19 protein-coding genes and 2 pseudogenes are annotated in these 24,794 nt (G+C 59.8%); 9 read left to right on the top strand and 12 right to left on the bottom strand.

What is annotated here, in order from left to right; genetic code table 11:
* Window positions 1–40 precede the first annotated feature (40 nt).
* On the bottom strand, window positions 41–1,954 hold the full coding sequence (locus ACCD02_RS10725) for a sigma-54-dependent Fis family transcriptional regulator (protein WP_413301156.1): 1,914 nt from the start codon (window positions 1,952–1,954) through the stop codon (window positions 41–43).
* A 305-nt stretch (window positions 1,955–2,259) separates the two neighbouring features.
* Here ACCD02_RS10725 and ACCD02_RS10720 point away from each other — a divergent pair, with 305 nt between their 5' ends.
* The 8 genes and pseudogenes from ACCD02_RS10720 to ACCD02_RS10685 all read left to right on the top strand — a co-directional run.
* Window positions 2,260–3,780, top strand: coding sequence for an aldehyde dehydrogenase family protein (locus ACCD02_RS10720; RefSeq protein ID WP_413301154.1), 1,521 nt, complete (start codon window positions 2,260–2,262; stop codon window positions 3,778–3,780).
* A gap of 50 nt (window positions 3,781–3,830) precedes the next feature.
* Window positions 3,831–4,151: pseudogene (locus ACCD02_RS10715) on the top strand (ethanolamine ammonia-lyase light chain EutC); the annotation flags it as partial.
* A 51-nt stretch (window positions 4,152–4,202) separates the two neighbouring features.
* On the top strand, window positions 4,203–4,658 hold the full coding sequence (locus tag ACCD02_RS10710; protein ID WP_413301152.1) for an N-acetyltransferase family protein: 456 nt from the start codon (window positions 4,203–4,205) through the stop codon (window positions 4,656–4,658).
* A 300-nt stretch (window positions 4,659–4,958) separates the two neighbouring features.
* On the top strand, window positions 4,959–5,606 hold the full coding sequence (locus tag ACCD02_RS10705) for a DedA family protein (protein ID WP_413301150.1): 648 nt from the start codon (window positions 4,959–4,961) through the stop codon (window positions 5,604–5,606).
* A gap of 3 nt (window positions 5,607–5,609) precedes the next feature.
* Complete coding sequence (locus tag ACCD02_RS10700; RefSeq protein ID WP_413301148.1) at window positions 5,610–6,416, top strand: zinc-dependent peptidase; 807 nt, start codon at window positions 5,610–5,612, stop codon at window positions 6,414–6,416.
* A gap of 108 nt (window positions 6,417–6,524) precedes the next feature.
* Window positions 6,525–7,052 (top strand): inorganic diphosphatase, encoded by a 528-nt coding sequence (ppa, locus tag ACCD02_RS10695; protein WP_259104673.1) that lies wholly within the window; start codon window positions 6,525–6,527, stop codon window positions 7,050–7,052.
* A 391-nt stretch (window positions 7,053–7,443) separates the two neighbouring features.
* Window positions 7,444–8,175, top strand: coding sequence for a LexA family transcriptional regulator (locus tag ACCD02_RS10690; protein ID WP_413301146.1), 732 nt, complete (start codon window positions 7,444–7,446; stop codon window positions 8,173–8,175).
* A 368-nt stretch (window positions 8,176–8,543) separates the two neighbouring features.
* A pseudogene (locus ACCD02_RS10685) lies at window positions 8,544–9,683 on the top strand (tyrosine-type recombinase/integrase); the annotation flags it as partial.
* A 19-nt stretch (window positions 9,684–9,702) separates the two neighbouring features.
* Here ACCD02_RS10685 and ACCD02_RS10680 read toward each other — a convergent pair.
* The 5 genes from ACCD02_RS10680 to ACCD02_RS10660 all read right to left on the bottom strand — a co-directional run bounded on the left by ACCD02_RS10680 (window position 9,703) and on the right by ACCD02_RS10660 (window position 14,692).
* Window positions 9,703–10,419, bottom strand: a complete 717-nt coding sequence (locus ACCD02_RS10680; protein WP_413301144.1) for an ABC transporter ATP-binding protein — start codon at window positions 10,417–10,419, stop codon at window positions 9,703–9,705.
* Window positions 10,416–11,186 (bottom strand): ABC transporter ATP-binding protein, encoded by a 771-nt coding sequence (locus ACCD02_RS10675; protein ID WP_413301142.1) that lies wholly within the window; start codon window positions 11,184–11,186, stop codon window positions 10,416–10,418. The genes ACCD02_RS10680 and ACCD02_RS10675 overlap by 4 nt, the downstream gene beginning before the upstream one ends.
* Entirely contained in the window at window positions 11,183–12,439 is a 1,257-nt protein-coding gene (locus ACCD02_RS10670; RefSeq protein WP_413301140.1) for an ABC transporter permease subunit, read from the bottom strand. The genes ACCD02_RS10675 and ACCD02_RS10670 overlap by 4 nt, the downstream gene beginning before the upstream one ends.
* 13 nt (window positions 12,440–12,452) lie before the next feature.
* A complete protein-coding gene (locus ACCD02_RS10665; RefSeq protein ID WP_413301138.1) occupies window positions 12,453–13,391 on the bottom strand; it encodes a branched-chain amino acid ABC transporter permease in 939 nt (312 codons plus the stop codon).
* A 152-nt stretch (window positions 13,392–13,543) separates the two neighbouring features.
* Window positions 13,544–14,692, bottom strand: a complete 1,149-nt coding sequence (locus tag ACCD02_RS10660; protein WP_413301136.1) for a branched-chain amino acid ABC transporter substrate-binding protein — start codon at window positions 14,690–14,692, stop codon at window positions 13,544–13,546.
* A 446-nt stretch (window positions 14,693–15,138) separates the two neighbouring features.
* Here ACCD02_RS10660 and ACCD02_RS10655 point away from each other — a divergent pair, with 446 nt between their 5' ends.
* Window positions 15,139–15,864, top strand: coding sequence for a FadR/GntR family transcriptional regulator (locus ACCD02_RS10655; protein ID WP_413301134.1), 726 nt, complete (start codon window positions 15,139–15,141; stop codon window positions 15,862–15,864).
* A 142-nt stretch (window positions 15,865–16,006) separates the two neighbouring features.
* Here the strand turns inward: ACCD02_RS10655 and ACCD02_RS10650 are convergent, their stop codons facing one another.
* From ACCD02_RS10650 to ACCD02_RS10625, 6 genes are read right to left on the bottom strand one after another with little or no spacing between them, the layout of a single operon-like run.
* The gene (locus tag ACCD02_RS10650; RefSeq protein ID WP_413301132.1) at window positions 16,007–17,695 is read right to left on the bottom strand and encodes a thiamine pyrophosphate-binding protein; all 1,689 of its coding nucleotides are present in this window, start codon (window positions 17,693–17,695) and stop codon (window positions 16,007–16,009) included.
* A 24-nt stretch (window positions 17,696–17,719) separates the two neighbouring features.
* Window positions 17,720–18,916, bottom strand: a complete 1,197-nt coding sequence (locus tag ACCD02_RS10645) for an NAD(P)/FAD-dependent oxidoreductase (RefSeq protein ID WP_413301130.1) — start codon at window positions 18,914–18,916, stop codon at window positions 17,720–17,722.
* Between the two features lie 32 nt (window positions 18,917–18,948).
* Complete coding sequence (locus ACCD02_RS10640; protein ID WP_413301128.1) at window positions 18,949–19,761, bottom strand: NAD-dependent epimerase/dehydratase family protein; 813 nt, start codon at window positions 19,759–19,761, stop codon at window positions 18,949–18,951.
* A complete protein-coding gene (locus ACCD02_RS10635) occupies window positions 19,761–20,999 on the bottom strand; it encodes a pyridoxal phosphate-dependent aminotransferase (protein ID WP_413301126.1) in 1,239 nt (412 codons plus the stop codon). Before ACCD02_RS10635 ends, ACCD02_RS10640 begins: the two co-directional genes overlap by 1 nt.
* Window positions 20,999–22,666 carry a hydantoinase B/oxoprolinase family protein gene (locus ACCD02_RS10630; RefSeq protein WP_413301124.1) on the bottom strand — a complete coding sequence of 556 codons (1,668 nt, stop codon included), beginning with the start codon at window positions 22,664–22,666 and terminating at the stop codon, window positions 20,999–21,001. Before ACCD02_RS10630 ends, ACCD02_RS10635 begins: the two co-directional genes overlap by 1 nt.
* 28 nt (window positions 22,667–22,694) lie before the next feature.
* Entirely contained in the window at window positions 22,695–24,770 is a 2,076-nt protein-coding gene (locus tag ACCD02_RS10625) for a hydantoinase/oxoprolinase family protein (protein ID WP_413301122.1), read from the bottom strand.
* Between the last annotated feature and the right edge of the window lie 24 nt (window positions 24,771–24,794).

The raw sequence follows: 24,794 nt of genomic DNA, 5'->3' as shown, positions 1-24,794 counted from the left end.
ATGGGCGCAGGTTAGCAGAAATCGCTCCCCGATCGTCGCCTCAACGCTCGATCCCATGCTTGCGCAGCTTGCGGTACAAGGTATTGCGGCTGATGCCAAGCTCACGGGCGCAATGGGTCATGTGCCAGCGCTGGCTCTCCAGTACCGCGAGCAAGGCGCTGCGCTCGGCCTCCTCGAGAGGGCTGTCACTCGCTGCGGCGCATACCGGAGCAACGCGGTCCTGACGAATATTTGCGGGGAGATCATCCAGACCAATGCGACCGTCCTCGCTCAAGGCAGTCAAGGTGCGCAGTACGGTACGCAACTGCCGGACATTACCCGGCCAGTTGAAACTCAGCAGCGCCTGCCGTGCCGGATCGTCGAGGCTGACCACCTGCCCGCGCGCTTCCTGCGCCAGCAGAAAATCCAGCAACCCGGACTTGTCACTGCGCTCGCGCAGCGGTGGCAAGGCAACTTCAAGGCCATTGAGACGGTAATAAAGGTCTTCGCGAAAACTGCCATCGCCGACCCGCTCGAGCAAATTACGGTGGGTCGCGCTGATAATACGTACATCCACCGCCTGGGCTTCGCCGCCGATAGGCACCACCATACGCTCCTCGAGTACCCGCAACAGGCGGGTCTGCAACGCCAGTGGCATATCGCCAATCTCATCGAGAAACAGCGTGCCACCGTCGGCCTGCTGCAACTTGCCGCGCATGCCCTCCTTGCGTGCACCGGTAAAACTGCCGCCGCGATAACCGAACAGCTCGCTCTCGATCAGGCTTTCCGGGATGGCCGCACAGTTGAGCGCAACGAAGGGTTTGTCGTTGCGCAGGCTGGCTTGATGCACTGCCTTGGCGAAGGCTTCCTTGCCTGAACCGGTTTCGCCATTGACCAACAGCGGCACATCTCGCTCAAACACCCGCAGTGAGCGGCGAAACGCCGTTTGCAGGGCGGCGTCTTCCAGGCAAATACCAATCGGAGGACGGACGGGAGCCAGCACTGGCTTGGCCAGAATTGGCGCATAGGCCGCAGGCGCAGTGGCAGCCGGAGCGCGCAGGGAAGCATGGAAGCCGCGACCGTCGCGAGTCCGCAAAGCCCAACAGGCCAGGGCCTCGGCACTGGCGCGGGACAGCAGTTGATCCAGTGAACAGTCGAAGTAACGCTCCACCGACTGGCCCAGCACATGGCTGCGCCCCAGGCCGAGCAGATTGATAGCGCTCTGATTCAGCGCGGTGATCCGCCCCTCCCCGTCGAACGCCAGCAGCCCTTCGCTGAACAGCCCCACGGACTCGGCCTGGAGGTGGAAACGCAGCAGCCACTGATCGTCACAGTGGCTGAGGAAATAACTGCTTTCAATCACCTTGGCCGACAGATTGACCAGAGCCATGGTGTGGAACTGACTCTGCCGGGAAACATCCTGACGTGCCGACGATACATCCAGGACTGCCAGCAGATCGCCGTGGGGATCGAACACCGGGCTGGCTGAGCAGGTCAGGCCAGTATGACGGCCACGAAAGTGCTCGTCGCGATGAATGGTCAGGGACTGACGCTCCACCAGGCAGGTACCGATGCCATTAGTGCCCTCGCACGCCTCGCTCCAGTCGGCGCCCAGCCACAGCCCGGCGCGCTCGAAAATACCGCGCTCGGCAGGTGCGGTCACACAGTTGAGAATGACCCCGCGGGCATCGGTCAGCAGCACGGCGTGGCCGCCGGACAACTGCTGATGCAGGCTGGTCATCTCGCCTCCGGCTATCTGCAGGACCTGATGCAGCCGCCCGCGGCTTTCCAGCACGCGTTCATGTTCGAGCACGGTGGGAGCATTGGCGTGAGCGGGGTCGAGGTGATAGTCCTCCAGGCAGCGCAGCCAGGAGCGGGCAATCGAAGGATCGCTACCGGGGCCGGTCACATGGGCCTTGCCCTGGGCAACCGTGAGGACTTGCTGAGCGTGGCGGGTCAGGTGATTGCTGTGCACTTTTTATTATTCTCCCGAGGAGTTGCCGCCCAGCATCCTCCACGGCGCCGCGCATTGCAATGTGCGCTGACCGATGAGTCACAGGCTGTGCCATTAACGGTACAAAGTGTCACCGATGGCTGTGTCAGGCTCGCGACAACGCTGTGCTCATGCAGCCGCGACAGTCGATAAAACCCTTGAAAATACGGCTGTTCCCGGCAGTGGCCCGGCCTTTGCTCTACGCTTTGGCAAGCGCCAATTGCGCGTAGTCGTACCGCTATGCCTCAGCTATCCCCCTTAAACAATAAGAATCAGGAGATATCAACATGCGTTATGCCCATCCCGGCACTGAAGGCTCCCTCGTTACCTTCAAGACCCAGTACGGCAACTACATCGGCGGCGAATTCGTTGCGCCGGTCAAAGGCCAGTACTTCGAGAACACCTCTCCGGTCAACGGCAAGCTGATTGCGCAATTTCCTCGCTCTACTGCCGAAGACGTCGAAAAAGCCCTCGATGCCGCCCATGCTGCGGCCGAGGCCTGGGGCCAGACCTCCGTCCAGGCGCGTTCGCTGGTCCTGCTGAAAATCGCCGACCGCATCGAAGCCAACCTGGAACTACTGGCCATCACCGAGACCTGGGACAACGGCAAGGCCGTGCGTGAAACCCTCAACGCCGATATCCCCCTGGCCGTTGACCATTTCCGCTACTTCGCTGGCGTATTGCGCGCCCAGGAAGGCAGCGCCGCAGAAATCGACGGCAACACTGTGGCCTATCACATTCACGAGCCACTGGGCGTGGTCGGCCAGATCATCCCGTGGAACTTTCCGCTGCTGATGGCCGCCTGGAAACTTGCGCCAGCCCTGGCTGCCGGCAACTGCATCGTGCTCAAACCCGCCGAGCAGACCCCGCTGGGCATCAGCGTGCTGATGGAACTGATCGGCGACCTGCTGCCACCGGGCGTGCTCAACGTCGTGCAAGGTTACGGCCGTGAAGCCGGCGAAGCCCTGGCCAGCAGCAAGCGCATCGCCAAGATCGCCTTTACCGGCTCGACCCCGGTCGGCTCGCACATCATGAAACTGGCGGCGGAAAACATCATCCCGTCCACCGTGGAACTGGGCGGCAAATCGCCGAACATCTTCTTCGAAGACATCATGAGCGCCGAACCCGAGTTCATCGAGAAAGCCGCTGAAGGCGTGGTACTGGCCTTCTTTAACCAGGGTGAAGTCTGCACCTGCCCGTCCCGCGCACTGGTTCAGGAATCCATCTACCCGCAGTTCATGGAAGCGGTGATGAAGAAGGTTCTGAAAATCAAACGCGGCGACCCGCTGGATACCGACACCATGGTCGGCGCCCAGGCCTCGCAGCAACAGTTCGACAAAATCCTTTCCTACCTGGAAATCGCTCAGGGCGAAGGTGCCGAGCTGTTGACCGGCGGCAAGGTCGAGAAACTGGAAGGCGACCTGGCAACCGGCTACTACATCCAGCCGACGCTGCTCAAAGGCAACAACAAGATGCGCGTGTTCCAGGAAGAAATCTTCGGCCCGGTGGTCAGCGTCACCACCTTCAAGGACGAAGCCGAAGCCGTGGCCATCGCCAACGACACTGAGTTCGGCCTGGGTGCCGGCCTGTGGACCCGCGACATCAACCGCGCCTGGCGCGTCGGTCGCGCCATCAAGGCCGGTCGTGTATGGACCAACTGCTACCACCTTTACCCGGCCCATGCCGCGTTCGGTGGCTACAAGAAGTCCGGCGTCGGCCGCGAAACCCACAAGATCGCGCTGGAACATTACCAACAGACCAAAAACCTGCTGGTGAGCTACGACACCAATCCGCTGGGCTTCTTCTGATAAGTCCTGCGGCTTGAAACCAATGGCTCCTTCGGGGGCCATTGTTATTTCTGACGCTCGCCGACGAAATCGGCGAGCTGCTCGCCGCGAAAATGGTGGTGATCCTGATCGGCGAACGCCCCGGCCTCAGTTCGCCGGACTGCCTGGGCCTGTATTTCACCTATGCTGCAAAAATCGGCCTGAGTTATGCCATGGCGGCACATCGCTTGCTTTACCTGATGCGCGAGGCTTGGCGCCGACAACTCTCCGGCGTGCACCTCAAGAATGAAGCGCAACCGTACACACTGGACAGCGCCACGCCCGCCGATGGCAGTCGTGGTAATTTCCTGCTCGCGGTGCCATCGGATCAAGCATTAGATTGCGCTTTCTAAAGCCATTGGGCAGCATCGCGAAAACGCCCACAGAGAAGTTGAGGCCCTACCATGCGGATCATTCAAGCCACGCTCGACCACCTGGACTTGCTGACCCCCCTGTTCGTCAAGTACCGCGAATTTTACGGCGAACTGCCTTATCCGGACTCGTCCCGCAGCTTCCTGGAAAAGCGCCTGCGCCGAGAAGAATCGGTGATCTATCTGGCCTTGCCGGACGATGACGACAACAAGCTGCTGGGCTTTTGCCAGTTGTACCCAAGCTATTCCTCGCTGTCGCTCAAACGAGTGTGGATTCTCAACGATATCTACGTCGCCGAAGACGCCCGCCGCCAACTGGTCGCCGATCACCTGATGAAGCAGGCCAAGAAAATGGCCAAGCAATCCCACGCCGTGCGCATGCGGGTCTCCACCAGTAGCAATAACGAAGTAGCACAAAAGGTCTATGAATCGATTGGTTTCAAGGAAGATACTCAATTCAAGAACTATGTGTTGCCGATCAATGAATGACGCCACTCTCTGAATGGGAATGAGTTTTTTGTAGATACTGGCGCGACACCACGTTATCGCGCAGCAAACACAGAACCAATGTGGGACCGGCTTTAGCCGGGAAGGCGTGGGCAGAATCGATATAGTTTCATCGTCTGCCATACCGTCTTCCCGGCAAAGCCGGTCCCACAGAAGTCTTACATTGCATTACACAATTACCGACCACCCCTTCACATATTCTCCCCCTATAATGTCGCCCACTTCCCTGTAGTACTTTCTCAGCGCACGGCCCGGTACGGGCTATCAACACAGGTGCCCCCTATGGATTTCAACCCCCTCGACCTTATCCTGCATCTCGATGTGTACCTCGACATGCTGGTCAACCAATACGGCACCTGGGTCTACGCGATCCTGTTTCTGGTGATCTTCTGCGAGACCGGCCTGGTAGTGACGCCCTTCCTGCCCGGCGACTCCCTGCTGTTCATCGCCGGCGCCGTGGCAGCTGGTGGCGGCATGGACCCGGTGCTGCTCGGCGGCCTGCTCATGCTGGCGGCGGTCCTGGGTGACAGCACCAACTACATCATCGGTCGTACCGCTGGCGAAAAATTGTTCAGCAACCCCAACTCGAAAATCTTCCGTCGCGACTACCTGACCCGCACCCACGAGTTCTACGACCGCCATGGCGGCAAGACCGTAACCCTGGCGCGCTTCCTGCCGATCATCCGCACCTTCGCGCCGTTCGTCGCCGGTGTCGGGCGCATGTCCTACCCGCGCTTCCTTGGCTTCAGCGTGCTGGGCTCGATACTCTGGGTCGGCAGCCTGGTCACCCTGGGCTACTTCTTCGGCAATATCCCGTTCATCAAGAAAAACCTGACCTTCCTGGTCCTGGCCATTATCCTCATATCGCTGCTGCCGATGATCATCGGCTTTATCCGCAGCCGTATGTCCCGCACCGCCGAAGCCCGTTAAGGCATGTGGTCGCTGCGCGACTGGCGGCGACGACGCACGCTGGCCAGACACCCCGTTGCCCCGCTACTGTGGCAACGGGTACGCGAACGTCTGCCGATCCTCGACGGCCTGAGCGCCGAACAGGACGGCTGGCTGCGTGACAGCAGCGTGCTGTTCCTTCACGCCAAACAACTCACCACCTTGCCCGGCGTCGAGCTGGACGACGAGCAACGCCTGTTCCTCGCCGCCCAGGCGCAACTGCCGCTGCTCAACCTTGGCGACCTCAACTGGTATCAGGGCTTTCATGAAATCGTCCTGTACCCGGACGACTTCCTCAGCCCCCAGCGCCACCGCGACACCAGCGGCATCGAACACGAATGGGATGGCGAACACAGCGGCGAAGCCTGGCTGCAAGGCCCGGTGATCCTGGCCTGGCCTGGCGTACTCAGCAGCGGCGGCTGGGACGGCTACAATCTGGTGATCCACGAGCTAGCGCACAAGCTCGACATGCTCAATGGCGACGCCAACGGCCTGCCGCCATTGCACCGAGATATGCGCACCAGCGACTGGGCTGACGCCATGCAAAGCGCCTACGACGACCTCAACCGCCAACTCGACCATGATCCCGACAGCGAAACGGCCATCGACCCCTACGCTGCGGAAAACCCGGCGGAATTCTTCGCCGTCACCAGCGAATACTTCTTCAGCGCCCCCGACTTGCTGATGACCGCTTATCCAGAGGTCTACGCCCAATTGAGCGCCTTCTATCGCCAGGACACCCTGGCCCGCCTGAACGCACTGCCCCGTAACCTCGACGCTACCAACGTCTAGGGACTAACGTCGCGCATGGCAACGCCCGTGGAATATGCCTATAATCCGGCCCACTTTTTGGCTTAATCAGCCGAAACCTGTCTGGTCAAACTAAGGGGGCAATGCCCAATGAGCTACAGCAAGATTCCGGCTGGCAAAGACCTGCCGAACGACATCTACGTCGCGATCGAAATTCCGGCCAACCACGCGCCGATCAAATACGAAATCGACAAAGAATCCGATTGCCTGTTCGTTGATCGCTTCATGGCCACCCCGATGTTCTACCCGGCCAACTATGGCTTCATCCCCAACACCCTGGCCGACGACGGTGACCCCCTCGACGTGTTGGTCGTGACTCCTTACCCGGTCACTCCAGGTTCGGTGATCCGCGCCCGTCCGGTCGGCATCCTGAACATGACCGACGACGGCGGCGGCGATGCCAAGGTTATCGCAGTACCACACGACAAACTGTCGCAACTGTATGTCGACGTCAAAGAGTACACCGACCTGCCGCCACTGCTGCTGGAGCAGATCAAGCACTTCTTCGAGAACTATAAGGATCTCGAAAAAGGCAAATGGGTGAAGATCGATGGTTGGGGCAACGCTGACGCCGCCCGCGCCGAGATCATGAAATCGGTAGCCGCCTACAAGGGCTGATACCCGCTACAAACCCTCGGAGCCGCTCGCCATGAGCGCTCCGAAGGTGCCATCCCCTCTGCATCACTTCTCCTCCTGTGTCTACACCAGACCAAAACCACGCGCATAACCCGGTTCCCGCATTGCCTGCAAAAAGGAAACAATGCACTTTCAATAAACAATTGTTGAAACTTGCAGCAGGACAACAAGCGCCTTAAACATCGCGTCCCATGCAGAAGGTGCGACGCCTTATCAAATTTAATTATTTACCACTCGCACCCTAATTACAGAAGCTTCCTACAATTTAGTAAAAACCATGTAGTCCCTTGCATCGAACTGCAACTTGATACCTCGCATATTTGAACGCCATGTTTATTTAAACAGCGCAAAGAGCCTCGTAAACTCCCACTCCATGAATACATCAGGTGATCGACTACGTGCCCTCCTGCGGGAGTGCCATCTCTCTGCAACGGACTTCGCCGCCAACCGCAAGGTCACGCCGCAACACGTGAACAACTGGTTCAAGCGTGGCATTCCATTGGCTCGTCTGGACGAGGTGGCTGAACTACTGACCGTCAACGCTCGCTGGCTGAAAACCGGAGAAGGCCCCAAGCATCCCAGCGAATCCGCCAACGAAAACACCGGCGGCGACAACGCGCACCTGCATCAAGGCCGAGGCCTGATGCGCGGCGACGCGGATATCCCACTCTATAAAGAACGCGACCCCAACTACCAACGCCAACCGGACGAAGAAGTGATAGTCCCCGTCCCCGGCAAAAAAATCCGCCTGCCGCAATACATCCTGCAGGCGATGAACATCGACATGGCCAACACCCTCTGCGTGCCCATGACCGGCCGCAATATGGCCGACAAGATCCAGGACGGCTCCCTGATCGGCATTGATCGCAGCCAGACCCGCGTTATCGATGGCGAAATGTACGCCGTGGAACACAGCGGCATGCTGCGCATCGCCTATCTTTACCGCCGCCCGGGCGGCGGCCTGCGCCTGCGCAGCCACAACCACCACGAATACCCCGACGAATACCTCAACGCCAAGCACCTGGAACAACAGCAACTACGCATCATCGGCTGGATTTTCTGGTGGTCCACCTTCAATCGCAGGCAGGAGGCGTCTTTCCCCTGATCGGTAACATTTCAGCACTGTCCATTAACGACAAACACCAGTATCATCCGCGCCACGTTTTACGCAGCCGCCACCCACACGGCGACGGCTGCGACAACGGGCATCAGTGATGCACCGATCCCGTCCAGACAGCGCCCGTCAGGGCACCCTTTGCAGGCGATTGCGGTTTACCAAAAATATTCCAAGATTGCCCACGAGAAGCCGGCCACAAGCCGGCTTTTTAATGCGCCACGGAAATCCATCAAGGCCCACGAACCCTATGATTTAGGGGCTCTAGACGTATTATCAGTCTATGGAGATCTACAGGCGACCATTGAAATCCGCCTCCAAAGTGTGGGTCAAGGTGTGGGTCGGTTGAGAGGTGAAGTGTGGGTAAGCTAACAAGCAAGACAGTGGAGTCACTGGCCTAAGCCGCAGAGCCTGGGAAGACCAACGACGGCGATGGGCTCTATTTTCAGGTATCAAAAAGCGGCGCCTCGAGCTGGATCTTCCGCTACAACCTCGAAGGCCGAAGCCGTGAAATGGAACTGGGCCCTTTCCCCACAGTATCCTTCAGCCAAGCCCGCCAACTAGCTGCGGACCAACGCAAAGTCCTCAACACTGGCACCGACCCACTCTCCGACCGCGACGCGCAGAGAGAATCGAAACGCGAAGCTGAACGACAGGCCTCCGCGCGCAGCGTTACGCTCAAAGACTTGGCAACACAGCACCAGCAAGCGCATGGCGCTGGCTGGTCAGACATATGACGTAAAGGCTGGCTACGCAAGCTCGAACTGTATGCCTTCCCCACCATTGGCCAACTCTCGGCTGATGCCATACAAACCGATCACGTCCTGAAGGTCTTGCGTCCTATTTGGGCAACCACGACCCGCACTGCCGACGAAGTACGCGGCCAGATAGAACAGATATTGGACGCCGCCAAAGCTCGCCGTCTGCGAGAAGGAGACAACCCGGCTCGCTGGCGTGGCCACTTGGATAATCTTCTGAGCAAAGCAGAAAAGAAAAAGGCCCGGCAGCGCCAGCATTTCCCGGCGATGCACTGGCGCGACCTGCCGCCGTTGATGAGCAAGCTAGCGGGGATACCCAGCCGCGACGCTGTGGCCACCCGCCTGCTCATTCTGACCGGCGCCAGATCTCACATGGTTCGCTTTGCCCAATGGTCCGAGTTTGATCTGGATAAGGCGATCTGGACGCTTCCTGGGGAGCGCATGAAGATGAAGAAGCCGTTCAGTATTCCTCTTCCCCTTGAGACGGTAGAGATGCTGAGAGGCATAGATCGCACTGACTCGGTTTATCTATTTCCTGGGCAGGGAAAAAGCGGTGTGATTCACGCCAATGCCGTACGTACGCTGCTGCATAAGCTTGGGCATGTTGACATTACTCGGCATGGCTTTCGTTCTACCTTTCGGGATTGGGCGAATGAGTGCACTCAGTTTCCGCGAGAGCTGTGTGAGCTGGCGCTTGCTCATGATGAGCGGGATCAGACCGAGGCGGCGTATTCGCGATCGTCCACTGCTTACGTTCGTACTATTCGCCAAGATACGCCTTTTGCACCCGCTCGTTATGCAGCAACTCATCCGCCTGCCCTTCCAGAGCAATGCGTCCGCCATCGATCACATAGGCGCGCTGGCAGGTTTGCAGGGCCAGTTTGGCGTTCTGCTCGACCAGCAACAGGGTCACTCCGCTCTTGACCACTTCGCGGATGGTCTCGAATATTTTCTGGACGATGATTGGTGCCAGCCCCATGGATGGTTCGTCCAACAACAGCAGCTTGGGCTTGCCCATCAGCGCCCTGGAAATCGCCAGCATTTGTTGCTCGCCCCCGGACATGGTGCCCGCCAGTTGAAAGGCGCGTTCCTTGAGTCGAGGGAAAATGCCGAACATGCGCTCGATGTCGGCCTCGATGGCGGTCTTGCCATCGGTACGGGAGAAGGCACCCATTTCCAGGTTTTCGTGGACCGTCAGCTTGGGGAAGATTCCCCGGCCTTCCGGCACCAGGGCCAGGCCTTCGCGGATCAGGTCATAGCTCTTGATCTTCGAATGCACCTTGCCGTCGAAGGTGATCTGCCCAACGGTCGGTGTCAGCAGCCCGGCCAGGGTCTTGAGGGTAGTGGTCTTGCCCGCGCCATTGGCGCCGATCAGGGCCACCATCTCGCCTTCGCCGACATGAAAGTTCAGCCCCTTGATCGCCTGGATGGCCCCGTAGGCCACTTTGAGATCCTGTACCTGAAGGATATTTTTCATGCCGTCTCCGAACCCAGATAAGCCTCGATCACCCGAGGATCTTTTTGCACCTGCGCAGGCAGGCCATCGGCGATCTTCCTGCCGAATTCCAGCACGGTGACGTGATCGCACAGGCCCATGACCAGTTTCACATCGTGTTCGATCAGCAGCACCGTCTTGCCGTCCGCCTTCATCTTGCACATCAGCTGGCGCAGCCCCTCGGTCTCCGAGGCGTTCATTCCCGCCGCAGGCTCATCCAGGGCCACCAAAAGCGGTTCGGTGGCCAGTGCCCGAGCGATTTCCAGACGGCGCTGATCACCGTAGGAAAGGTTCTTCGCCAGTTCGTCGGCAAAGCGGGCAATGCCGACATAATTGAGCCAGTAGCGCGCCGCCTCGTGGATCTCGCGCTCTTCCTGCACACAGCGACGGGTGCGCAGGATCGCACCGAACACCCCGCTTTGGGTGCGCACATGCCGGCCGATCATGACGTTTTCCAGGGCCGTCATATTGTGGAACAGGCGGATGTTCTGGAAGGTCCGGGAGATGCCTGCCTCCACCACCTTGTGCGGTTTGTTGATGCGCAATGGCTTGCCGTCAAAGGTCACCTTGCCTTCTTCAGCGCGATACAACCCAGTCAATACGTTGAACAGCGTGGTCTTGCCCGCGCCATTGGGACCCAGCAACCCGCGAATCTCGCCGCGCTTGATGCTCAGGTCTATCCCATGTAAAGCCTGGAGGCCTCCAAAAAACTTGCTGACCGAACGCAGCTCCAACAATACGTCGCTCATACCTTATTCGCCTCTTTCAATCCGAAACCGGCAGGTGCCGACTCCTGATGGCCAACCGTACTGTCCAGTGCCGGTGCGGGCACCAACGGTTCACTTTCGTCCTCATGCAGTTCGGCACGGCGCCGACTCGACGGCCATAGTCCTTCGGGACGGAAACGCATGACCAGGATCAGTGCCAGACCGAACACCAGCATGCGCAGGGTCGAAGCATCGAGGACGTTGCGCAGCACTTCGCGACTGATAAAGGTCACGTTGTCCAGCACATAGGGTTGTACCCAGTTGACCAGGTCGCGAAACACTTCCGGCATCACCGACAGGATCAGCGCCCCCAGCACCACGCCGCGAATCGAGCCCATGCCACCCAACACCACCATGGCCAGGACCATGATCGATTCCATCAGCGTGAAAGACTCCGGACTGACAAACCCCTGATAAGCCGAGAACAGCACACCGGAGACCCCGCCAAAGGTGGCACCCATGGCAAAGGCCAGCAGCTTGAGGTTGCGCTTGTTCAGACCCATGGCTTCGGCGGCCACTTCGTCCTCGCGCAAGGCCATCCAGGCGCGGCCGATGCGTGACACTTCCAGACGCTTGGAAAGGATGATCGCCATTACCACCACGGCGAGGAAGAACAGGTAATAGCTGATCACCGGCGACACCTGCAGGCCGAACAGGCTCCACTTGCTCTGCAAGCTCAGGATCGCGTGGGGCGCCTGGTCAGCGGCGTAGCTCCAGGCACCGCCGTCGATATGCAGCGGCGCGATGCCGGCAATGCCCTGGGGACCGTTGGTGATATTCACCGGTTGGTCCAGGTTATTCATAAAAATGCGGATAATTTCACCGAACCCCAGGGTGACGATGGCCAGGTAGTCGCCGCGCAGCTTGAGCACCGGCGCCCCGATCAGCACTCCGCAAAACGCCGCTACCACTGCCGATAACGGAATGATCACCCACAGCGGCCAGTTAAGTACCCCTTCAGCCAACCCCGCCAGGTTCAGGTGCGGCGAGGACAGCAAGGCGTAAAGGTAAGCGCCGATGGCATAGAACCCGATATAGCCCATGTCCAAAAGACCGGCGTAACCGATGACGATATTCAGGCCCAAAGCCAGTAACACATAGAGCATGGCAAAGCCGAGGATGCGCACCCAGGTCGGCCCGAGGAACGGAATGGCCTCGACCACAAAAGGCAGGGCGATGAACGCCAGGGCCAGCAAGGCATATTGAGCGTAAACATTATTGATAGTGTTTTTCATAGCAGCCTCTCCCTTAAGCGCGATCGGCCATGCGTTCGCCCATCAGGCCGTTGGGCCGGAACAGCAGGACCATGATCAGCACCATGAAGGCGAAGATGTCCTGATAGTTGGCGCCGAGAAACCCGCCAGTAAGCTGCCCGGTATAACCGGCCGCCAGAGATTCAATCAGGCCCAGCAACAGCCCCCCGGCCATGGCCCCGAACAGATTGCCGATGCCGCCCAGTACCGCTGCGGAAAACGCTTTGAGACCGAGCAACAACCCCATATAGGCGTCGGCCTGGCCGTAGTTGACGGCGCGCATGACCCCGGCGATGGCACCCAGAGAGGCACCGATGACAAAGGTGGCGGAGATCACCCGATTGATATTGATGCCCATCAGGCCGGCTACTTCCTGATTCTGCGCGGTGGCACGCATGGCCTTGCCCAGGCGGGTCTTGTCGACCAACAGCCACAGCGCCAACATGATCACCACCGAGATCAACATGATGCTCAACTGAATATTGGTGATGGTGGCGCCGAAGATATCGATGGGCTGGGTCTCGACCACTTCAGGGAAGGTCTTGTAGCCGCGCCCCCAGATCATCATCGCCAGGTTCTGCAGGAAAATCGAAATGCCGATAGCCAGAATCAGCGGGGTCAGACGTGGGGCCTTGCGCAGCGGACGGTAGGCAAATTTCTCCATCCCCTGAGCCATGAGCATGCACACCACCGCCGCAATCATGATGGCGAACAGCAGAGTCAACACGCCCGGCGCGAAGCCAAAACCGGCGAGCATGGTCAGCACGGAAATCGTCACCATTGCACCGACCATGACGATCTCACCGTGGGCGAAATTGATCAGGCCGATGATGCCGTAGACCATGGTGTAACCCAGGGCAACCAAGGCGTAGATACTGCCAAGCACCAGACCGTTGAGAACCTGCTGCAACAAGATATTAAGGTTGGCTTCCACTTGGTGAATCCTCAAAGCTGCGTCGTATCCACCAGCGCTGGCTGAGGACAGCGACGCGGTGACATTCATGGCAGATCAGATAAAAGTCTTTTCTTGTTGTTTGTCGCGGGCCTTGATGGCCCGCTTATAGTTTTTTGCGGATTGCCGATTGCTCAGTCGCGCTCGACCGACAGGGTTTTCCACTGGCCGCCTTCGAACTGGAAGATCGTCGCAGCGGCGTTTTTCAGGTTGCCATCGTCGTCGAAGGCGATGGTCCCGGTCACTCCGTCATAGCTGGAACTTTTCAGCACTGGCAGATAGGTCGCCGGGTTGACCGACTGGGCTTTGACCATGGCACTGATCGCAGTCCAGGTCGCGTCATAGGCCGCTGGCGAGGACTGCACTACGCCGACGCCATACTTGGCCTTGAGTTTCTGTTCGAAGGCCGCGCCCTTGGGCATGTCCTGCAGCGGGGTGCCGTAGTTCCAGGCATAGGTGCCTTCTGCGGCACTGCCGGCCATCTTCTTGAACTCATCGTTGGGCAGGTTGCCGATGTTCATGAACTTGGCTTTCAAGCCCAGGTTCTTCATCTGCTTGGCCATGGGGGCCGCCTGGTAATCCAGGGCGGCAAAAAACACCGCATCGACCTGCTGCGCTTTGGCGGTCGTGAGGATGGCGTTGAAGTCGGTGGCCTTGTCATTGGTGTATTCACGCACCACGACATTACCGCCAGCAGCCTTAACCGCCTTGTTCACTTCATCGGCCAGGCCCTGACCGTAAGCGGTACGGTCGTCGAAGATGGCGATACGCTTGGCCGCGAGCTTGTTGACCAGGTAGTTGCCGGCATAGCGGCCCAGGGTGGCGTCGTCGTTTACCACGCGAAACACCGATTTGATGCCCTGCCTGGTCAGCGCCGGATTGGTGGCCGAAGGCGAGATCTGCGGGATACCGGCGTCGGCGTAGATTTTCGAGGCTGGAATACTGGTGCCGGAGTTGTAGTGACCGATCACCACTGCGACTTTGGCATCCACCAGACGCTGGGCGACAGCAGTACCGGTACGTGGGTCGGCAACATCATCTTCGGAAACCAGTTTGAATTCGACGACCTTGTCGCCGATTTTCAGTTTCTGCTGGTTGGCCTCTTCAATGGCGATACTCACGCCGTGCTCGACATCGAGACCCTGGTGGCCGGACGGGCCGGTCAGCGGCCCGGCAAAGCCGATCTTGACCTGCTCGGTGTCGGCAGCAGTGGCGATTCCCACACTCATTGCCGTGGCCAAAGCCGTAGCCAGTGCGGTGACGATCAGGTTGTGTTTACGCATATACCCCTCCCAGAAATCAACGGACAAACGAATTGAGCACGTTGGCGTGCAAGTCTTCTTTTCCACGCCTGGGCCCTGTCACGGCATCCAGACTTTATTCGGGACCTTCTCACTGCATTGCATCTCGCCGAAAGCGGGCGCACTTGTAAGATAACAGTCAGCAGGCAACTGTCAATGGGTGTATGCTAAGGCTCAATGAAAATGCCCGTGAAGATTTTCCAGCGGCAGGAAAATGCACAGATACGAGGCGGAAAAACCCGTAATAATCGGGCTTTGCACCCTATCTGGTCAGTTGTTTGATAACATACGGGCCTTTGTCGCAGCCCCGGTCCAGCCGATTACCGACTAGACAATACAGAGGCTTTGCAACTTATTTGACGAGGCCCACTCAGCTGTTCAACCATTCATCTTCCGTGATGAGCATTCAGGTTTCAGGAGCAACACAAATGGACGCCACGACAGGTGCGCGCAGAGGCAATCTTGCTGAGACGGTTATCCGTGAACTGTCCAACCGTATCGATGTGGGCACCTATCGCCCCGGGGAAAAACTTCCCTCCGAACAGGAGCTGTGCAAGGAATTCAATGTCAGCCGCCCGGTCGTGCGCGAAGCCGTCGCGTCGCTGCGCCTGGGTGGCCGCCTGATCGCCCGGCAAGGTGTCGGGGTGTTCGTGGTCGAGCAGGACGTCAAGCGCATCGGCTATGCCTTGAGCACTGCGGTGGACGATGTTCGCACCGCCGCGCAGGTTCTGGAACTGCGCCTGGGGGTCGAGACCGAATCCGTGGCCCGGGCCGCCGAACGCCGCAGCCCGGCCAGTCTGTCGGATATCACCGAGGCATTCGACCGTTTCAACGCTCTGGACGGTACAGATCTGGAAGCAGAAGCCAAGGCCGATTTCGAGTTTCACCTGGCCATTGCCAGGGCCACCAATAATCCGCACTTCACCCAGTTGCTGGAAGCCCTCGGCCCGGACATTATCTTTGACCTGAACCTCAAGCACGGCCAATCCACCGGTAAGAGCCGTCTGGCGCATATCAAGAAGATCGGCCGAGAACACGGCGCCATCCTTACAGCCATCACCATGGGCGATGTCAGTGCCGCACGCAACGCGCTGCGCAAGCACCTGGAAGAAAGCCTGTCGCGTTATCAGCGCCTGGTGCAGAGCGGGGAGTGAGCTCGCATCTTCCAGAAACGACACAATCATTTGAGTTGAAATGCATTTGTGTAGAGCCGGCTTGCTGGCGATGGCGTCAGCTCGGGAGATAAAGCCGTCTGCTGCCGCCCCCCCTACAAGACCTGCACCCAGCTCAGGGCAATCACCGCGCAGCCAGCGCCTTTTCACGGATTTGACTCAGGCTCATCCGTGGCGTCAACGCCTCGGGGTCGACCTGGATCTCGATCAGCGCCGGTTTCTGCGAGGCCACGCACCGCTCGAAAGCTTCAGCGAACTGCTCGGTGGCGACCACGGTTTCAGCGTGGAAACCATAGGAACGGGCCAGCATGGCGAAGTCCGGGTTGTGCAATTCAGTGCCGGACACACGCCCCGGATAAGTCCTTTCCTGGTGCATACGAATGGTGCCGTACATGCCGTTATTGACCACGATAACGATCAGCCGCGCGTCGTAGTTGGCCGCCGTCGCCAACTCCTGGCCATTCATCAGGAAGCAGCCATCCCCGGCAAAGGCCAGCACCATGCGCTCCGGCGCGGTGATCTTGGCCGCCACTGCCGCCGGCACGCCATAGCCCATGGAACCGTTGGTCGGCCCCAGCAGCGTGCGGAAGGTGCGGTGCTGATAGCCGCGATGCAGCCAGCCGGTGTAGTTACCCGCACCGCAGGTCATGATGCTGTCCCGAGGCAGACGATCATTGAGCCAGGCAATGACCTGACTCATCTGCACTGGTCCCGGCGACGGCGGGCAATCGAAGTTGGCACGGTAGCCTAGATTGAGCTGCGCAGTCCATTCAGCCAGCCCCTCGGGCTTGACCGCAGGCAGCGCGGCGACCTGGGCGGCGAAGGTCTTCATCCCGGCATTGATCGCCAGGGTCGGCTGATAGACCCGCCCCAGCTCCTCGATACCCGGATGCACATGCACCAGTTTCTGCCTGGGCACCGGGATATTGACCAAGGAATAGCCGCCGGTGGTCATCTCGCCGAGACGCGCCCCGATCACCAATAGCACATCGGAATTCTTCACCGCCTCGACCAGCTCAGGACCCGCTGCCAGACCAAGATCACCGGCATAATTGGGCAAGGTATTGTCGAACAGGTCCTGGCAACGGAATGACGCCGCCACCGGCAGGTTCTGGGTCTCGATAAAGCGACGGATATTGGCCACCGCCCCGGCATCCCAACCGCCACCGCCCAGAACCACCAGAGGACGCTGCGCCTCGGCGATCAACCCTTGCAGTTGCTCCAGTGCCGCTGGCGCGGCAGCAGGTTCGATGGACTGGGCCGGGCCGGCATCGGGAACACTGACCACATCGGTCAGCATGTCTTCCGGCAAGGCCACCACCACCGGGCCAGGGCGGCCATTGGTGGCACGGTGGAAGGCTTGGCTGAGCAGCTCCGGCAGGCGTGCCGCGTCATCCACTTCCACCACCCACTTGGCCATCTGGCCGAACATGCGCCGGTAATCGATTTCCTGAAAGGCTTCGCGCTCCACCTGATCACGAGCCACCTGGCCAATGAACAGGATCATCGGCGTTGAATCCTGAAAAGCCGTGTGCACACCCACCGAGGCGTTGGTCGCCCCCGGTCCGCGGGTCACGAAACAGATACCCGGCTTGCCGGTCAGTTTGCCATAGGCCTCAGCCATGTAAGCGGCGCCGCCCTCCTGACGACAGACAATCAGCTCGATATCGTCCTTGGCGTCGTGCAGAGCATCGAGCACCGCCAGATAGCTTTCGCCAGGCACGCAGAACGCGCGCTCGACACCATTAATACGCAGGGCATCGACCAGTACCTGGCCGCCAGTGCGGGTTGCCTGGGAATTATTGTTAGTCATCATGTTCTCCATCAGGCCGCGCGGTCAGATGACCGAGTCTTCCAAAAAGGGACGATTCTCGACCACGCGCGCATATGAAAGCGGGCTCAGATCAAGGCTTCGGTATTCACCGTAGGTAATCAGTTCGCTCAGGCCGCGACCAATGGCCGGTGCCTGCTGCAGGCCGTGGCCGCTGAAGCCGTTGCAGAACAGGAAATTGCCCACTTCGTTATGCGGACCGACGATGGCGTTGTGGTCGAGCACACAGAAGTCGTAGTGCCCGGCCCAGGAGTTGACCACCTTGATCGCCTCGAACGCCGGTACGCGCTCGGCCAGGATCGGCCAGACCTCCTCTTCGAATTCGTCGTGCAGCACATCGAAATCGTCATAGGCCACTTCCGGGTCGACCTTGGGATAAGTGCCGCCCAGATACAGATGGCCTTCAGGACGAAAAAATACGCCGGTGGGGTCGATGGTCAGGGGCACCACGCCTGGCAGCGGCGTATGACAGTCGAACACGAACAGCGAACGACGGCGCGGCTCCACGGGAATCTGCAGGCCAGCCATGCGCGCGACTTTCGGCCCGCGGGTTCCGGCAGTGTTGACCAGGTACTCACAGCCGATATGCTCGCCACTGGCCAAAGTCACGCCGGTGACCACATCGCCCTTGCGCAACACTTCCACCACTTCGTTCTCGATGTACTCGACACCCAAGGAGCGGGCCTTCTTGCGAAAGCCGTTCATGATCCCGTAGTTATCGAACCAGCCTTCGTCCTTTTCGCCATAGGTGCCGCCGGCCAGACTGTCAGGGTTGACCCAAGGGAAACGCTTGACCAAAGCGTCGGTGGTCATCAGCGTCACATCGGCGCCGTTATCCAGTTGCGTCTGGTGCAAGCGCTTGAGCACATCAAAGCCCTTCTGGTCGGCGAGGAACAGATAGCCGTTTTCCTTGAATGCCAGGTCAGGCCGGTCGCCACCGACTTCCATCAGGTTGGGAAAGTCGCGAATAAATTGGGCGCCAAACCGGGAAATCTGAATATTGATCGGGTTGGAAAACTGCACGCGAATCGAGCTGCTGGACAATGCGGTCGCCGATTGGGCGTAGGTCCAGTCGCGCTCGACGACCAGTACCGAGCCGGTGAAATCCGGGTTGTTGGCGAGGAAATATGCGACGGCGCTGCCATTCACCGCACCACCCACAATCACCACATCGTAATGCTGCTTTGTTGCTGTCGAAGCCATGGCTTGGACCCCTGAAATTCGGTGAATAGACGTTACTTCGGATCTTCGAAATGCCCGGCGCCAGCGAAGTTGCCGCCGTGATAGCGCGCTGCGGGCTCATTCGGATCCAGGAGCGGGAATTTCGCCTCGACCTTCTCGCGGTAATCATCGGCGCTGTCCTTGGCGACATAACCGATCGACGATGCAGCGCGGTTGTCCCACAGGGATTCGCGGTTGGCCGACATGCCGTAGACGATCATGTGCCCGACACGCGGCGCCTGCAGTGAGCGTTCGACGATCTGGCTGAAATCGGAGAATGACAGCCAGGTCGCCAGCATGCGGCGGTCCAGAGGCTCTTCGAACGAGGAACCGATACGGATATTCACCGACTCGATACCGAACTTGTCCCAGTAGTAGCGCCCCAGATCTTCGGCGAAGCATTTGCTCAGACCGTACAGCGAGTCCGGGCGATGAGGCACGCTGGCGTCGATGGTTTCAGTGCGGTCGTAGAAACCGATGGCATGGTTGGAACTGGTGTAGATCACCCGCTTCACACCCTTCTGCCGAGCGGCTTCGTAGATGTTGTAGGTGCCAACGATATTGCCGTTGAGAATCAGCTCGAAGGTGTTCTCCAACGGCACGCCACCGGCATGGATGATCGCGTCGACGCCCTCGGCCAACGGCAGCACGTCGGCAAAACTGGCGAGGTCACACTGCACCAGCTCTTCATGGGGCGCCGCTTCGCCCATGTCAGCGATATCGGTCAGGCGCAGGATCTCGGCAAAGGCGCTCATTTCAGCGCGCAGGATTCGGCCCAGGCGCCCAGCGGCGCCGGTGATCAACAGTCGTTTGAAAGGCTTGCTCATCAGGAAACTCTCGATTGGGTCAGTGATTGCGGCACTTGGACCAACAGGGCCAGGGCATCGCGCATCTGCACGATGGCCTGCGCAAGCTGTTCACGGGACGTCGCAAAGGACAGGCGAATATAGGGTTCCAGACCGAAGGCCGAGCCCGGCACCGTAGCCACCTTGCCAACACGCAGCAGGTAATTGGCCAGATCGGTATCGGTCTCGATCACCTCGCCGTCCGGCGTGTGGGTGCCAATAAACGCCTCACACTTGGGGAAGGCGTAGAAGGCGCCTTCGGGCATCTGTAATTCCAGGCCATCGATGGCCGCCAGACCTTCCACCACCATGGCGCCACGAGCCTGATATTCACGGTTGGCGTTGCGCACGAAATCCTGGGGGCCGCTCAATGCAGCCGCCGCTGCCAGCTGCGAAATGGCCGACGGGCAGGTGGTAGTCTGGGACTGGGTCTTGTTCATGGCATCGATCAAACCCTTGGGGCCGGCGGCATAACCGAGGCGGTAGCCGGTCATGGCATAGGCCTTGGACACGCCATTGATCAGCAAGGTGCGCTCACGCAGGGCCGGACAGGCAATGACAAAGGGCACAAAGGCCTTGTCGCCAAGGATGATGTGCTCGTAGATCTCGTCGGAAATCACCAGCACCCGCGGATGCCGCGCCAGCACCGCACCGAGGGCGGCGAACTCCTGCTCGGTGTAGATCGCACCGCACGGATTGTTCGGCGAGTTCAGCATCAACCAGCGGGTCTTCTCCGTAATGGCTGCCTCCAGGCGCGCCGCATCAAGCTTGAAACCGTACTCGGAGCCGCAGGGAATAACCTTGGGCACACCGCCGTTGAGCAGCACCATATCGGTGTAGGACACCCAATAAGGCGCGGGCGTGATGACCTCGTCTCCCGGCTCCAGGGTCGAGAGGAAGGCATTGAACAACAGCTGCTTGGCGCCATTGGCCACGCAGATTTCATCCATGCCGTAGTTCAGGCCGTTTTCACGAGCGAACTTGTCGACGATGGCCCGGCGCAGCGACTCATAGCCATTGGGCGCCGTGTAGTGATTGTTGCCGTCGAGCATCGCCTGATGGGCGGCTTCGATCACGTGGGCCGGGGTATTGAAATCCGGCTCACCCAGGCTCAGGTTGATGACCGGCTCGCCCTTGGCCAGCATCTGCTTGGCCAGGACCGATACCGCCATGCTCGGCGAGCTCTTGACCTTTCTGACCCGCGAACTTTGAAATTCCATTACTTGCCACCCCGACCAGACTCATAACCATAATCGTCACGCGCCTGCTCGGCGCTTATGTAACCGAAACGCAGATCGCGCTCGACCTCCTCGCGCGGGCGCTGGCCCGGCTCGCCGTAACCGCCGCCGCCCGGCAGACTAAGCACCAGCCGACGCTCGGCCGGAACGAACTGCTGGCCCTTGCCCCGCAACAGCGTGCCGTCATCCAGGCCGACATAACCCTTGGCCCCTTCCCGCCCACCTTCCAGGCCCCGCGCCGGATACTCGATGCGGTCGAACATGGCACTGAAACGGAACGAATAACCGGCCGCCGCAGAAATCTCGATCTCCTGCCCCAGACCTCCACGCAGTTGCCCCGCACCACCGGAACCGTCGCGCAGCTCCTTGCGCCAAACGATCACCGGCCCGGCATGTTCGGTGGCCTCCACCGGCATGGTGTGCACGCCGCTGGGGAACGCCGTGGCACTCAGGCCATCCTTGGCAGCGCGGGCGCCCATGCCGCCACTGTTGAACATCAGCATCTCGGCGCTGCGACCCTGAGGATTGCTTTCCAGCGGACGCACGCTCAGGTGCAGGTTCCACAACGCACTGGCGCCCTCGGCCGGCACCTGGCCGGGCAGGCATTTGTGCAGCGCGCCCAGCACCAGATCAGGGACGAAGTGGCCGAGCACATGGCGCACCGAAACCGGCGCCGGGTGCTTGGCATTGAGGATGCAGCCCTCGGGCGCCGTGACGTCGAACGGCGCAAGGGACGCTGAGTTATTGGGGATTTCCGGGGCGACGATGCATTTGAGGCCGTAGCAGGCGTAAGCCTTGGCGTAACCCAGAGGCACGTTGATACCAAACTGGCTCATGCCCGAGGTGCCACTGAAATCAGTGAGAATGCCGTCCGGGCCCACCGTCAAAGTCACCGCCAGAGTAACCGGCACGTCATAGCCGTCCAGGGTCATGCTGTTCTGATAGACGCCGTGGGGCAGTGTCTTGAAGCACTCCAGAGTGGCACGGCGGCTGTGCTCGAGAATAAAGCCGCCGATGTGTTCCAGATCATCGAGCTTGAACTCTTCGAGCATGCTCAACAGGCGCTTGTGACCGGTCTCGTTGCACGCCGACAGGGCATAGAAGTCACCCACTACCCGATCGTTCTCACGCACGTTGTTGCGCAGGATATTGATCAGGTCGCGGTTGACCTTGCCACGCTCGAACAACTTCATGATCGGGATGAACAGGCCTTCCTCGTAAACCTCACGGGCGTCGGGACCAAAGCCACGGCCGCCAATATCGACCACATGGGCGGTACTGGCGAAGTAGCCGATCAATCTGCCCTGATAGAAAGACGGCGAAACGATGGTGATGTCATGCAGGTGGCCGGTGCCCTTCCACGGGTCATTGGTCACATAGACATCGCCTTCGAAGATGTTCTCCGGGCCAATGTCCCTGATGAAGTGCACCACCGCCTCGGCCATGGTGTTGACGTGACCGGGGGTGCCGGTCACGGCCTGGGCAAGCATGTTGCCGGCGCGGTCGAAGACCCCGGCGGAAAGATCGCCCGCCTCACGCACGCTGGTGGAGAAGGCGGTGCGGATCAGGGTCAGCGCCTGCTCTTCAACCACAGAGATCAGGCGATTCCACATCACCTGCATTTGAATATCGATCAAGGTATCGCTCATGAAAAATCGCCTTCTATGCAAGTGACGCTTAGCGTCGAACGACCATCAGGCAGCCATCAGGCTGAACCGTGGCGGTGAACGAGGACGACACGAAGGTCGAGGTTTCGCGCTCGGCGATGATCGCCGGACCGTCGACCCGCGCCCCCGGTTGCAGTTCTTCGCGCTGAAAAATCCCGGCTTCGACAAAGCCGCCGCTGACCACGTCGAACACCTGACGGCGGGCGACTTCTTCGGCGCGGTAAGAAGCCTTGATCTGCTCTACCGGCTCTACCGCCAATAGCGGCGAACTGGCCTTGACCGACCAACTGACGATCTCGATATCCGGCCCTTCGATGGGACGGCCGAAGAACATGGTGTAGGCCGCTTCGAACAGGGTCTTGAACTGCGCCGTGTCACTGGCGCTGAAGGATTTAAATGGCACGCTGACGGGAATTTCCCAGCCCTGGCCGACGTAGCGCATGAACGCCGTGCACTCCAGTTCCGGCTCGCCCTCAGGCATGCCCTGGCGTAGGAAGCCGATGGATTCGGCCTGCATGTCTTCGATCAGGGCATTGACCTGGGGCGCGTCGAATTCGGACAGGCGCACGAAGGAACTGCGCACCGCCTCGTAACCGAACGGTGCACGCAAGAAGCCGATCGCCGAACCGACCCCGGCACCGGCCGGAACCAGGAAGCGCGACACCCCCATCTTTTCGCACAAGCGCGCAGCATGCAGCGGGCCGCCGCCACCGAAGGTGATCATGGTGTATTCGGCGATATCCTTGCCGCTTTCCACCGCATGCACGCGACCGGCGTTGGCCATGTTTTCATCGACTACTTCACAGATGCCGTAGGCGGCGGTGACCGCTTCCATATTCAGGGGTGCCCCGATGGCACGGGTCACTGCGCACGCGGCGCTATCGGTCTCCAGACGCATGGCGCCACCAGCAAAATTGTCGGCATCCAGACGCCCCAACAACAGGTTGGCATCGGTGATGGTCGGCTGCTGGCCGCCACGACCGTAGCAAGCCGGGCCCGGCTCGGAACCGGCACTGTGCGGACCGACACGGATCTGGCGCAGGCTGTCGATACTGGCGATGGAACCGCCACCGGCACCGATCTCGACCATTTCCACCACGGGAATCGAGATGGGCATGCCGCTGCCTTTCTTGAAGCGCCAGGTGCGGGCGACTTCAAAGGTCTTGGCGGTTTTCGGCACCTGGTTTTCGATCAGACAGATTTTCGCTGTGGTGCCGCCCATATCGAAGGAAACCACCGAATCCAGGGCGTATTTGCGGGCAATGTCTGCCGCGAAAATCGCCCCGCCCGCCGGGCCGGATTCAACAAGGCGCACGGGAAACTCCGCCGCGCTCTGCACGGAAATAATCCCGCCGCCGGAGTGGATCATGAACACCGGACAGTCGGCGCCGGACTTCTTGAGGGTGACTACCAGACGATCCAGATAGGACTTGATCAGTGGCTTGACGTAGGCATTGGCGCAGACCGTGTTGAAGCGCTCGAACTCACGCATCTGCGGCGACACTTCGCAGGAAATCGATACCGAGACATGGGGCAGACGGCTTTGCAGGGCATCACGCAACAGGCGTTCATGGGCGCCGTTGACGTAGCTGTGGATCAGGCCGACCGCGATGCTTGCGTAACTGCCTTCAGCGATCCGCTCGACCAGCGCGTCGATATCGGCCTTGCTTGGCGCAATCAGCACTTGACCATGGACATCCAGACGCTCGCGCAGGGTATAACGGTGTTCACGCTCGATCAGCGGTGGCGGCAGAGTGATATTGATGTCGTACTGTTCGAAGCGGTTTTCGGTGCGCATTTCCAGCGTGTCGCGAAAGCCTTCGGTAGTGATGAACGCCGTACGGGCCCCGCGCCGCTCGATCAGGGCATTGGTGGCCAACGTAGTGCCGTGAATCAGTTGATCGATATCCGCAAGCTTGAGCCCGGCCGCTTCGACAACACTGTTGACGCCCTTGAGGATGGCGCGCTCCGGCAGCTCGTAGTCGGTGAGAATCTTGGTCGAATGCAGGACGCCGCCTACATCCAGCGCGATGTCGGTAAAGGTCCCACCTATGTCCACGCCGACCCGGCATGAAGTCGCAGTCATCGTCGTATCCCCTGGAATTGCTGA

This window comes from Pseudomonas sp. Pseusp88, from assembly GCF_047303955.1.
Taxonomy (GTDB): Bacteria; Pseudomonadota; Gammaproteobacteria; order Pseudomonadales; family Pseudomonadaceae; genus Aquipseudomonas.
This window is presented reverse-complemented; position numbering and strand designations above follow the sequence as displayed.